Consider the following 12,498-nt stretch of genomic DNA (forward strand, 5'->3'; position numbering starts at 1 on the left):
TCCTCTATCAAAGCACCAAATGCATAATGCGTTAGACCGCTATTTTCCAGAGTTTCTAACCGTATTTAAAGATTGGACCGGAAAAGCTGCTCTTCACTTTCTCAAAGAGGGCTATCTTCCAGAGGACATCCAATCAAGTTCGGAAGAGGAACTGATGGGTGAAGTAAAACAGGCAACTAAGCGTGGCGTTGGAAATCAAGCGCATCCAAGAGCTTAAACACGCAGCTGAAACAAGTGTAGGGCTAACAGTTGGTTTGACGATGGCACGTCAGGAGATTCGTTATTTATCGATCAATATCAGCTATACAGGAGCGCATCCAGGCCTCACGAAGCACGACTCGAAGAACTTGTTCTTCAGGTTCCTGGAGCCAGTCAAATGATAGCGATCAAGGGCGTTAGTACGATTACAGTCGCTGGTCTTTTCGCGGAAGTCGGGGATTTATCCAACTATCGAGATCCACGCCAAATTATTAAGTTAGCGGGACTCAACCTTCAGATGAACCAATCCGGATATTTCAAAGGACAGACGACGATCACGAAGCGTGGCCGCCGTCGGTTAAGATCCCTGTTATACCAAGTTGCGCGCCCTTTATCGATTCATAATGAAGGATTTAAAGAACTGCATCATTATTATAAAAACCGAGCAAACAATCCACTTACAGGGAAGCAATCCTACGTGGCTCTTAGTCGGAAGTTGATCAAGATATTTTTTGTGATAGGTACACGCAATTGCTCATTTGATGAAACACGTATGTTGAGGGACATCCCTCAATTGAAACCTTTACAGGAAGTCGCTTAATAAACACACAGAAATATAATACGTTGTCAATTACCCAGATTTATGTCTATTACAATCGAAGCACGGATTAGCCGGTCGATATTACCTCCATTAGGGCATAGACCCACTTAAAAAGCATTTCCGGCATCCACACATGGTAAGGTCGAACGAAGGAATGTACGCGCACATGACGCCGAGATAAATGGGAGGGTCCACCACCATGTTCAATGTGGAGATCCAAAGTGCGATTATATTATTTCCTATTTTTGGAAAATAAGGTACCAAGCTTATTAGGCTAAATGGTATACTTCCATATTAATCCAATATTGGCGGTATTTTCCTTGACTTTACCGAATAGCTTCGATATCAGTAAGAGGAAATCGGAGAAAAACAACGATATTTTAAGATAATCGAAATATATTGAGGGAGTCAGGAGACTAAAAATTTCAGTAATGTTACTTGATAGGTCGAACTTCATTACCACAGTGATTACTGATTTATATGATGAATAACGGCTGAATTTATTCTTTCCGCAATACGAACGGGCGCAGGAACTGAATAATGAATGCGGCTTTTCTTGGTTAAGAGATCCATATTATCGCGTAAGATAGAGGTGTTAATGTGTTTAAGTTTTTATTACAGGCAGGTATTGCATCTATATTGCTGCTGTTTTCTACTGTTGCGGCTTGGTACGAAGGGAGCGCGATTTTAACTGACCCTTGGGAATGGAAACATTCAACACCATTTTCCCAATTGCTCTATGATGAAATCCAAAGCAGTAACCAAATTTTACAACTTGACCATTTTATATACGCTGCGAAATTTCAGCCAACTTTTCCAGTCATTATGATAATAAGTAGTTTATATTTGTTAATTCTTACTGGGTATCGCTTCTTAAGGAGACAGCATAAATTGTTTACGTATTATCTTTCATTTCTAGGTGGAGGATTATTTCTGCTAAGCTATTTCAGCTTTAATTCCCCTGCGCCAGGAGGCCAAATCTTATTTTACATTTGGTTATTAAGTGGTGGGTTTTGCACTATAACTGCCATACTTTTTTACTTTCAAATTTTAAACCGGCATTCTAATGAAGTTGTAAGCTAATTTTCAAACAATCAGGCGTAACTCCAGAATAGAGGTTGCGTCCTTAATTAAGGGGTATAGTAATATCCTCTGAGGGGAGTATGTTCGAGAAATGGTTAGGTAATCAATTAAGAAGACCAAGTGGATTTTTATCACGATGGGTAAGTAGGTCTATGGAAAAAGGAAATTATGAAATAAATGACTGGACTATAAATTTATTGAAAATTAAGGGTGGTGAAGAAATATTAGAAATTGGAATTGGAAATGGCTCTATCTTAAACAAAATATCACGAAGAAATATGAATGGAAGAAATATTGGAATTGATATTTCAAAAGATATGATTAAGGAAGCAAAAAAGTATAATGAGAAACTCATTAATAACGGTGTTGTTGATATACAAGAGGCAGGGATCGAGTCATTGCCATTTGATGGTGAATACGTTGATAAATTATTCACAGTTCACACAATATATTTCTGGAAAAGTATGGATCAAGGCTTTCACAAATCATATAGGGTCTTAAAACCAGGTGGAATGTTATATGTCTCCATTATGAATAAATCGACTATGCAAAAGATGAAACGAAGGATTTACTCAACTTTATCCGACATTTTCATCAATATCCATGAAAAGAGCATGGATATTAAATGACTTGTATATAGATGTATAAGCAAGAAAACAAGGAATAGGAGCAATGCTCTTAAATAAAGCAAAGGATTTTGCTATTGAAACAGGTGCTAAAAGTATTAGTTTGGAAACAGCACCCGATAATTATGCTTCTCAAAGATTATATGAAAAAGATGGATATATCCGAGACTCGCAATTTTATCATTATGAATTAAATTTGACTTAATAATGTTTGATTCAGTATTCAATTATAGGGCGCCTTTCTGGAATAAGTGTTGACACAAGGAGGGATAAATTAATTGAAGATATCGTGGATTTTCTGGTGGATAATAAATATTTTTTGGATGATTCTTTTTGTTGTGGGTACAGTTTTTGTTTGGACGAGAGAAGTAGATGGTTCGGGTGCTGTTCAAACGCCCGAGACTAAACTACTATCATTTATTGTTTTATTGTTTGCATTTACATTCCCAGCAATAATTCAAGGTATATGGCTAATCAATCATTAATTTGGTAATCAACCATAACAAAAAAACTAGTATTCAACAGTAAGCAAAAAGTATTTACAAAGTATAAATTTTAAGTTGCCGCAATCTGGCGCTATTCCCTAATAAGGATTAGCGCCAATATTGCATCAATACGAAGGGCATAATTTCTTATTCAATTGAAGAAGGAGTAATACTGTGAAAAACAAAGAAAATGTAATGAAATATTTATATTTCTTAGCTTATGTCATCCTAATTGGTATAGTTATACTACTGATAATGGATATTACCCTTAACCGTTTTTTCGTATTGGTTTTATTAATATTTTCAATAACAATTATATATATGTCACTTATTAGAGAACACTTAAAGTTTAACTTGAAAATTATAATAGAGTTATTATTCTTTATTACTATATTTCTGTTGTTTTTAAATGTGCATTTTGAATACAGTAGATTAGTTTTCATTTTTGCCGCGGTTGTAAATTACTTCATTTTTAGAAAAATCAATTCATATCTGAGACTAAGCTAAATGGTACTATTCCTCAATAAGATTAACATTGGTGTCATATATAAAGGACAAATTATGGGATAATTGGGGACAAGGGCGTCAGGGTTTGGAGGTAGTCCTACTTTTCTTTTAATGAGCAGATTCTAGAAAAGAGGATGAACAACAAAGAAAGATAGATAGTAAAATTCAAAAATACATTTTTAAAGAACACGGAGAAGATCTTCTTTTGTATTTACGTCAATTAGACTATTAAGCAACGGGCGCAGTTGTTGAAGAAGCATTGCGCCTGAATCGGGCCATTTAATTGAGTAAATTCACACTTTAGGGGGGATCAAAATTAAAGGAATTGGAATGTTAAAACAAAGCAGAGCATTTTTATATTAACTTTATTAGTTCTGAATATAGGTTATGTATCAATAGAAATTAATCAATCCTTTTTGAGCCTTTAATAGGACAATCCAATATAACTCAATCAGAGTTTTCCAGTATAAAGACATTATCTAATTATGTGTATTTTTTTGAAGTTGCCTTTCTAATTGCATCCATTATTTGGACTTTATTGTTGTTCTCAAGAAAATACAGACCTCAATTTAAAAAATCAATCACCATTCAGTTATCATTGCTAATATTTGTATTTATTCTTAACGGCACTTTAAGTTGGGTTTTTGATGCTACTATTGGGAATTTAACACAGTTGTTGTTAGGTCCTTTAGTAATTTGTGATTGGAGCAATTATTTATTTTTTAATGCAAAATAAAAATAGGGATAACAAAACAAATTATTAAAATTGTTCCTTTAACGGGCGCTTTTCCCTAATAAGGAATGGCGCCAATATTGCATCATAGATTCATTATCCGGAATTATCATAGCATTAATTGTAAAATTTAACTTATTATAGTGGCGAGGAGGAGTTTGATGGAAAATTCATTGTTAATGAAAACAGAGGCATCCTCTGCTTTGAACTTTTTGGTTTATATCCAAAATATATTTCTTAATCAAAATAGAAGTGAAGAAGAGTACAGATTTCCTTATATCCCTTCAAAGTACATAGTGAAGGAAGAATTTGAATTACGGTTTAAAGAATTATGGGATGAAGTTATACAAAGAGTATCTGAACATCCTAAGAATGATATGAAAATTTTCTATGAAGAAAAAGATTTATTTCACCAACGATTGTTCGTGGATGGTAACGACAGCTTAAAGGAATATAGTGAAATTCATCAAACATTTAAGGTGTGGTGGGACAGCTTTGCGGGGCGATTCTCAGTAGAAAGAGCTATCGATGAGAAAGGTCAAAAATTATATGAGGAATTGGCAAACTTTCTTACACAAAGGGAAATTGCACCTCAAAAAGAGTTAAATATAGGTTTAGTTTATGATGAATTTCCATTAGGTAATTTCGAGGTGTCTTCTTATTTTGCTGTCGTATCCATAAAAGAGGTTTTTGTTAAATACAAAGAATTAATGGCCAAATTACAAAAAAGTATTTATTAAATAATCGGTCGCTTTATCAGGAACAAAAATCCTCCTATTACTGGCTCAAGGGCCATACCACGGATAACGGAAGGTATTTTCATTTGTATTTTATTAAATAATGGGTGTTATTAATTGTCATGAGATAATTAACAAATTGGTAATCAGTTATGAGGTGTTTAATGAATCAAATAAAAGAAATGGGCTATTTATGTCATATTGATGACAATGGATATATTACGAATGAATCTGATTTGAAGAATGTAGGTACTGAATTTAGAAGAGCGCTCCACTCCATTCAAGACTACCTCTTGTCTTTTTTGCCAAAGGAGATTCACAGCATCTATATCAGAGGATCAGTTCCCAGAGGATTAGGAATTGAAGGTGTATCCGATATTGATGTATTGGTTATTACTCATTTCAAGCCTGAGAATTTAACTTTGGATTGGGTGGAGAAAGCAGAAAAAGAAATCAATAAGGAAAACAGTTCTCTAAATGGGGTTGAGCTAGGTTTTTATCATTTAAATGAGGTCATGGAATCAAAATACTTTTTCATCATTTCTTTTATGCTGAAAACCCACAGTATTTGTATTTACGGCAAAGATCTGAGACCCAGTCTTCCTAACTATAAAGCTGGTCATGCATTAGCTAATGATCACATTATCAAAATAAGAAGCCAAATCGACAGTGCAAAAAGTGATTTGGAAGGAAATGAAGACGTTGAAGACATTAAGGACTGTTGTATCTGGATTATGAAACTCATAGTCCGATGCGGATTGGCATTGGTCATTATTGATGAAGGGACATATACAAGGGATCTTTATCCAGCTTACAAATTATTTTCAAGGCATTATCCTCAAAAGAAGAAGGAGATGCGACAAGCGCTTGAATTTGCGATTAACCCGTCTTTAAATCCAAGGGAACTATTGCCGTTTCTAGATACTTTCGGAGGGTGGATGGTTCGGAAAGCTGATGATTGGCTAAATGTTCATAATCCAACTGAAATTAAAAACCTACCAGTTGTATGACTCTTAAGTAAACGGGCACTTTAACGGAATAAAAAGCGTCCAAATCTGCATTATCGGGCCAGTTTGTGGAGGGATAAAATGGGCAGTGTAACGAAACTCCTGAAGAAAGAAGAGAAAGACTAAGGCAAGAAGAATGGAAAAACAATAACCCAGGTGGTGTTTTGAATGATGCAACAAATAGGGCAAGTAATGGAAGTCTTGTTGATTTAGTTGGAGGACTTGGTTGGAAAGGGACTTGAATACTAATCCTTATACTCATTGTAGGTTTAATAATATATGCTGTTTTCTTTTGCTAACGGGCGCAAATCAGGAATAAGGATTCGGTCTTTATTGGCGTATCAGCTCGGATAATTAGGGGGTCATAAATGAATGGTTTTTGGAAATTAAATGTTATAAGTATCTTGTATGCTATTATGATTTTTATACCTATTGAGCTTTACTTAAATGTTTCAGATTAATTAGGTTTAACGGGATGGAATTGTGGTCATTGGCATGTAATAGGTGTTTATCACAATCATTTCCGTTATTCTTCTTTCTGCGGCCATTATCTATCTAACAAATAAATGGTTGAAGAATCGTAAATCATCTTTTTGGACTGTTCTTCTTTGGCTACCATATGTGATTCTTTTCAGTTTTATATTTGTTTCTTTATTTCCTATTATCCACCCAGCAGATGAAGGCGGGCCTGGGGACGGCCTGATAATTTTGGGATTTTTATTTTTTTATCCTTTATTTGTTTTATTACTAAACTCATTTAGCATATTATACAACAAGAATAAATCATATAAGTCAATGATTATTCAATGTTTTTTGACGATACTCAGGGATTGTCACATTGCCTGTTTAGGTTTATTCATAATAGGACGGCCTTTTATATGCCAAACAGTTAAAAATCTCAAATGAAGAAGAATCTTGAATTAACGGGCACAGTATCTAATAGATGACGTCATTCTGAAAGGGATAGGTTAGTTGAATAGAATGAATCAGACATAGTTTCTGGGAGAGTTGGAGGTGGAGAGTTGAGTTTTTGGTTTTATATAACAATTATTATAGGCTTTTCTCTTATTTATTATGGATATGATAAAAAGAAAAGCTACGAATTAAAGGGAAAAGAGATAGAGTTGGAACAAAAAAAGCTAGATTTAGAAATAAAAAAATTTGATTGTGGTATAACTGAAGATAAAAATGAATAGCTGAAACAGTAAAGGGATAAATCTTCTTTGGATTTTAAAGAACATATGGTTAATGGGAATGTTCAAGAACGAATTGATTATATCAAAAGACAGAAACATTAAGACGACGATATACAGCAGACCTTTCAGCGATCGGGCGCGTTAGTTGAGCATCTTAAGCAGGGAGCCAATATAATTGAATGAAGTTTATTTATACTTAGTCATTTGTATTTGATAATGCTTTATTCTTATTTATAATGTAGATAAGGAGGGATACAAAATGAAATGGAAAGAAGCTCGTGAACTATTTCCTAATCAATTTCTTTTGGTTTCCATTTTGGATTATCATTACGAAGGTGACAAGAAGATAGTTGATGAAGTAGCCCCAATACGCCCAATCAAAGATGAAGATGCAAATAAAGCGTTTTTTAGTGCAGAAGAGGGAACAATGGTTTATCATACGGGAAATAAAAATTTTGTTATCCATATACGTAAAGATCCCTTAATGAAAGTGAGAAGGATCTAATGAATCTGTTTTATGATGGACAACTTATTACGACCAGTTTAACCGTCATATTCCGTGGAAAAGCAATAAATATAGACGATGTCGTTGTGGATACTGGGTCATCCCATACTGTTATTTCACCAGATATTTTAGAATCAATTGGAGTTAGATATGAAAATGGCGACGCAATTTACGAAGCGTATGGGATTGGTGGTAGTGTTCCATTTTACACAAAAAATATGGATCAAATACAGATAAACTCATTTACCATAAAAGACTTCCAAGTAGATGTAGGAATGTTACCCCAAGAACATAGTGCATTGCTAGGATTAGATATTTTAAAACAATATAATTTCATCATTGATTTGGATAAGTTAGAATTGTATCCATCAATGCGAAAAAAGGGGGACTAGCACATCATATTTTACTAGTCCTCTTTTTGTATTAGTTAAAGTCACTAAATAGTGTTTCGTTTAAAAGGGAGGATTAGTTCAATTAGCTATTGCAGTAGTATACTCCAGAATACGAACGGGCGCTGTAACTGAATAAGGTGAACTCCTTTTGAACTGGTCCTTTGAGGAATGAAGGAATCCAACAATGGAATGTCGAATAGGACAATGAGTTGTAATAATTAAAAAAGGAGTTTGGCAATGAATACTTTAACTATCAAAGAACTTCGATCCCGGGAGGAATTCCTTGAAGCATTTCCAATAATGAATCAATTACGAACTCATCTTGATGAAGCTACTTATCTTGATTTAGTGACAGAAGCTAAAGAAAAGGATATGTACAGGTTATTTGCTTTGTATGATCAAGAAGAAATTGTTGCAGTTACTGGGTTTAAGCCTATGATAACTCTTTATTATGGGCATTTTGTTTGGGTGTGTGATTTAGTTACTGATAGCAGTCAACGTTCAAACGGATATGGTGAACGACTCCTTTCTTATGTACATAAATGGGCAAAAGAAAGTGGCTATGAAAGTGTCGCTTTATCATCAGGATTAAAACGTATAGATGCTCATCGTTTTTATGAAGAAAGAATGGATTATGACAAGGTGAGTTATGTGTTTAAGAAACCATTGGATTCATAATAAATTCCGCAATAGGGCGCTTTCGCGGAATAAGAAATGCGTCCACTATTGCTGTCTTTGGCCAGTTAACGTAAAAAAACAAAGAATTTAAAAACAGGTGGGGTTATGGAAAAACAAAATCAAAATTATGAAAAGCTAATCAAAAAAGTGACCGCATGGTGTAAAAATCAAGATGATATCCGCATCGTAATAATCGTAGGGTCGAGGGCTAATGATTGAAAGACCCGGATGAATGGTCAGATTTGGACATAGAGTACTTGATGAATTAAGCAATATACTTGCATATCCTCCAGAAGTTAAGGACGCATATATTTGGATGCTTATAAACGATTGTCATATATGTCTGTTTTGACTGCAAAACAAATACCCTATGGGAAATGATATTCTTTTAATAAAGGCAGTTAGCAAAAATTAAAGAACGGTGATGACCTTTTCGTGTTATTCAATCTTCTGTAATCGGGGCGCGATTATTGAATAATTTTAAAAAAAGAAACAGCTCAGTAACTTATTCACAGAGCTGTTTCTTCTTTCATACCAAAAGCCTTTAAAAAGCAATGTTTTTTTTGCATAATTGTCCTGTTAATTAACCTGTTAATAACAGTCTAAAAGCGTTGCTATTTCATAAGAAAATCATTCTGATACTTTAAATTTTTTCCATGGTAAGTGAACTACTTACCCACACTGGTGCAGCCTGCAATTCAACTATGCTTTCAATACGTCTTTAAGATGGTCTATAGCCCAGTCAAGATCTTCTTTCTCGATAATCAGCGGCGGGGCGAAGCGGATGACATTGTCATGGGTTTCTTTGCAAAGCAGGCCTTTTTCTTTAAGCTCTTCACAATAAGGGCGTGCTGCTTCAGTCAGTTCAACTCCAATGAACAAGCCTTTGCCGCGCACTTCTTTAATTTTTGCGTTGCTGATTTTTTTCAATTCATCCATCATGTAATTGCCGAGTTCAAGTGAGCGATCAGCCAGCTTTTCTTCTTCAAGGACTTCCAGTGCTGCTGTAGAGACCGCGCATGCGAGCGGATTTCCGCCAAACGTTGACCCGTGTGAGCCCGGATTGAACACACCGAGAATATCTTTATTAGCTACAACACAGGAAATTGGCATGACACCACCGCCTAGTGCCTTACCTAGAATCAGTACATCCGGGGTGACATCTTCCCAATCGCAGGCAAACATTTTGCCGGTACGTCCAAGTCCGGCTTGGATTTCATCAGCCATATAGAGGACATTATTTTCAGAACAAACATCGTATGCCTCTCTCAAAAATCCTTCAGGCGGTATGTTGATGCCAGCCTCACCCTGGATTGGCTCAAATAGAAAGGCGGCTGTGTTTTCGTTAATGGCTTCTTTTAGCGCATCAATATCGCCGTATGGCACTATTTTGATGCCAGGGAGAAGTGGGCCATATCCGCGTTGATATTCCGCTTCTGATGACAGGGATACAGCTGTCATGGTACGGCCGTGGAAGTTGCCTTCAGCTACAATGATTTCAGCTTTGTCTTCCTGAACACCCTTGACATCATATGCCCAGCGACGGGCGGCTTTGATTGCTGTTTCGACAGCTTCTGCACCGCTATTCATCGGAAGTGCCATTTCTTTGTTGGTCAGTTTGCATACTTTTTCATACCAAGGACCGAGCTGATCATTGTGAAACGCTCGAGACGTTAATGTGACAGCATCAGCCTGCTGTTTCAATGCGTCAATGATTTTGGGGTGGCGGTGTCCCTGGTTGAGGGCAGAATATGAACTAAGCATATCCATGTACCGATTGCCCTCGGGATCCTCGACCCACACACCCTCTGCCTGGGATATCACGACAGGAAGCGGATGATAGTTTTTGGCACCATATTCCTGTGTCTGATCAATAATTTGCTGGCTTGATTTAGTCATACAATCCCTCCGAATTAAAAAATGCAACTCATCATCAGTATAACAGTTTTTATTTTAGTTTTCTTCCTTAAACCTGTTCAATAAATTATCAAATGATTTTCCTTGCAGGACATGTTAAGATAGGTACTATGAAAATAGGTAAAAGATGTTTCAAGGAGGAACGATAGAAAAATGAATACACATTTGCACGTAACCTCATGGGTTCTGGCATTCATCCTTTTTGTTGTTGTTGTCGCCCTCAATAAATCAGGTAAAGCAAAAGCCGCTAAAATCGTTCAAATGATTCTCAGGCTGGATTATTTATTGATATTATATTCCGGCGGTGACTTGCTAGTGGCCTATTTTAATGGTCCACAAATGGGCGAAGCTATCTTTAAAGGGCTCGCAGGTATTTGGGCTATATTCGCCATGGAAATGATCAGTTTGAAATCAGGCAGAGAAGAGCCGACGAAAAGCTGGTGGATCCAGCTTGTCATTGCTGTACTGCTGACACTGATTTTAGGCTTTGGCCGGTTAGGTTTAGGGTTTTTGCCATAAGCTATGTGATACAGAGACTTCTCCGCGGGGGAGTCTTTTTTATAAGATCAGAAATATAACATTTCAGATGATGACTTCAATCTTGAAATCGGGTAACTCACCGATTTCTTCCAATCCGACCTCTGACCTCTGGAAAAACGAGGCTGGGCCTGAGTTTTTCTGAGCTCAAATTGTCACAAATGCTGAAAAGAAAACCTTCTCAATTATATTAAGACAAAAAGCGCCATGAAATTTCAAATAAATACATGGCACTTTTTACGCGACTTATAATACCACCACTATTCAGTCAGTGTTTCAAGTACGTCATCAATTGTTTTTTCAAATGCAATCAAGCCCTTGTTTGTCCAGTGACTTGGATCATTCATTGTATAGACATTGCCGTTTTGAGCCGCGGGTGTGTTTTGCCAGACCGAACTGTCCTCCAGTGTCTCGAGTCCCTGTTCATTCTCCTGGGCCAGCAGGAATACATGGTCCGCTTTTAATTCGGAAAGCTTTTCAAGCGAAATCGGATTCCACTGCGGCTTGGCTTCACCAAGTTCGCTGACTAATTCAGGCTGATTGATTCCCAGTTGAGAATAGAGTACTTTTGCACTGTGCCGATTGTTTTCAAACAGATAGAATTGATCGCCCTGTGCCCAAATCAGTGCAACTGTTTCTTCTCCGATTGCATTGTTCAGTGTTTCTTTTGCATTTGCTGTCTTTTCGTCAAACTGATTGAGCACTTCTTCAGCTTTGGCTTCCTTGCCAAGCATTTCACCGAATGTTTCGATCTGCTTACGCCAATTATTTGTCGTTTCCTCAGTCATGACATAGGTTGTGGCGATTTTTTGATAGTCTTCGTACGAGCCTTCATAACTGTCAATGGCATTTTCCAGAATGATTAAATCCGGCTCATGATTCAGGACCTGTTCCAGTGGAAGGTTCCATTCAATTTTTGGGACATCCTGCAGGTCATCAGCAAGGTAATCCTGTACTGTTTCACCGATTGCCCATTTTGCTGTTGGTGTAACGCCTAAAGCTAGCAATGCATCCTCATGGTATGGTGCGATGATACGCTCGGTGTCAGCGGGAATGGTCACCTCGCCCATTTCACTGTCCAGTGTCACGTCGGAATCCTGACTGCCAGCCTGTTCACCGGAAGACGATTCTTCATCCGAATCACTGCCGCCGCATGCGGTCATTAAAAGTATTAAAGCGATTAAGAGAGTAATGACCAGGCTGTATGGTCTGTTCAGCTTACGCATATGTAAAACTCCTCTATCTGTAAAATGAACTTCCTGCCGATAATGATAATCATTTTCAATTAAAATGTCA

The 12,498-nt window shown here is 36.7% G+C and carries 13 protein-coding genes and 2 pseudogenes; 13 read left to right on the forward strand and 2 right to left on the reverse strand.

The genetic code is table 11. From position 1 onward, the window contains the following. Positions 1-376: 376 nt before the first annotated feature. The 12 genes and pseudogenes from Len3610_RS20430 to Len3610_RS02045 all read left to right on the forward strand — a co-directional run bounded on the left by Len3610_RS20430 (position 377) and on the right by Len3610_RS02045 (position 8,748). A complete protein-coding gene (locus Len3610_RS20430; protein WP_255259742.1) occupies positions 377-799 on the forward strand; it encodes a transposase in 423 nt (140 codons plus the stop codon). A gap of 600 nt (positions 800-1,399) precedes the next feature. Then, on the forward strand, positions 1,400-1,882 hold the full coding sequence (locus tag Len3610_RS02000; protein ID WP_176446474.1) for a YjdJ family protein: 483 nt from the start codon (positions 1,400-1,402) through the stop codon (positions 1,880-1,882). A gap of 152 nt (positions 1,883-2,034) precedes the next feature. Then, positions 2,035-2,511: a class I SAM-dependent methyltransferase gene (locus Len3610_RS02005; protein WP_255259874.1), complete on the forward strand. Its 477-nt coding sequence runs from the start codon at positions 2,035-2,037 to the stop codon at positions 2,509-2,511. After that, a pseudogene (locus Len3610_RS02010) lies at positions 2,447-2,713 on the forward strand (GNAT family N-acetyltransferase); the annotation flags it as partial. The gene Len3610_RS02005 and the pseudogene Len3610_RS02010, both read left to right, overlap by 65 nt. Positions 2,714-2,786: 73 nt before the next feature. After that, positions 2,787-2,993 (forward strand): DUF3923 family protein, encoded by a 207-nt coding sequence (locus tag Len3610_RS02015; RefSeq protein ID WP_176446476.1) that lies wholly within the window; start codon positions 2,787-2,789, stop codon positions 2,991-2,993. A 1,401-nt stretch (positions 2,994-4,394) separates the two neighbouring features. Next, positions 4,395-4,973 (forward strand): L-rhamnose mutarotase, encoded by a 579-nt coding sequence (locus Len3610_RS02020; protein WP_176446477.1) that lies wholly within the window; start codon positions 4,395-4,397, stop codon positions 4,971-4,973. Between the two features lie 161 nt (positions 4,974-5,134). Continuing rightward, positions 5,135-5,980, forward strand: a complete 846-nt coding sequence (locus tag Len3610_RS02025) for a nucleotidyltransferase domain-containing protein (protein ID WP_176446478.1) — start codon at positions 5,135-5,137, stop codon at positions 5,978-5,980. Positions 5,981-6,072: 92 nt separating this feature from the next. Continuing rightward, a pseudogene (locus Len3610_RS20435) lies at positions 6,073-6,219 on the forward strand (DUF6366 family protein); the annotation flags it as partial. Between the two features lie 780 nt (positions 6,220-6,999). After that, positions 7,000-7,173, forward strand: coding sequence for a hypothetical protein (locus Len3610_RS02030; protein WP_176446479.1), 174 nt, complete (start codon positions 7,000-7,002; stop codon positions 7,171-7,173). A 259-nt stretch (positions 7,174-7,432) separates the two neighbouring features. Beyond that, positions 7,433-7,678, forward strand: coding sequence for a hypothetical protein (locus Len3610_RS02035; RefSeq protein WP_176446480.1), 246 nt, complete (start codon positions 7,433-7,435; stop codon positions 7,676-7,678). Continuing rightward, positions 7,678-8,070 carry a retropepsin-like aspartic protease family protein gene (locus tag Len3610_RS02040; protein WP_176446481.1) on the forward strand — a complete coding sequence of 131 codons (393 nt, stop codon included), beginning with the start codon at positions 7,678-7,680 and terminating at the stop codon, positions 8,068-8,070. Before Len3610_RS02035 ends, Len3610_RS02040 begins: the two co-directional genes overlap by 1 nt. Before the next feature lie 237 nt (positions 8,071-8,307). Next, complete coding sequence (locus tag Len3610_RS02045) at positions 8,308-8,748, forward strand: GNAT family N-acetyltransferase (protein WP_176446482.1); 441 nt, start codon at positions 8,308-8,310, stop codon at positions 8,746-8,748. A gap of 702 nt (positions 8,749-9,450) precedes the next feature. Here Len3610_RS02045 and Len3610_RS02050 read toward each other — a convergent pair. Then, the gene (locus Len3610_RS02050) at positions 9,451-10,647 is read right to left on the reverse strand and encodes an ornithine--oxo-acid transaminase (RefSeq protein ID WP_176446483.1); all 1,197 of its coding nucleotides are present in this window, start codon (positions 10,645-10,647) and stop codon (positions 9,451-9,453) included. Positions 10,648-10,818: 171 nt separating this feature from the next. Between Len3610_RS02050 and Len3610_RS02055 the strand changes: the two genes are divergently transcribed. After that, positions 10,819-11,184 carry a YisL family protein gene (locus Len3610_RS02055; RefSeq protein WP_176446484.1) on the forward strand — a complete coding sequence of 122 codons (366 nt, stop codon included), beginning with the start codon at positions 10,819-10,821 and terminating at the stop codon, positions 11,182-11,184. Between the two features lie 278 nt (positions 11,185-11,462). Here Len3610_RS02055 and Len3610_RS02060 read toward each other — a convergent pair whose 3' ends face one another. Beyond that, the gene (locus Len3610_RS02060) at positions 11,463-12,428 is read right to left on the reverse strand and encodes an iron-hydroxamate ABC transporter substrate-binding protein (protein WP_176446485.1); all 966 of its coding nucleotides are present in this window, start codon (positions 12,426-12,428) and stop codon (positions 11,463-11,465) included. Between the last annotated feature and the right edge of the window lie 70 nt (positions 12,429-12,498).

Source organism: Lentibacillus sp. CBA3610 (genome assembly GCF_013373365.1).
Lineage (GTDB): Bacteria > Bacillota > Bacilli > Bacillales > Amphibacillaceae > Lentibacillus.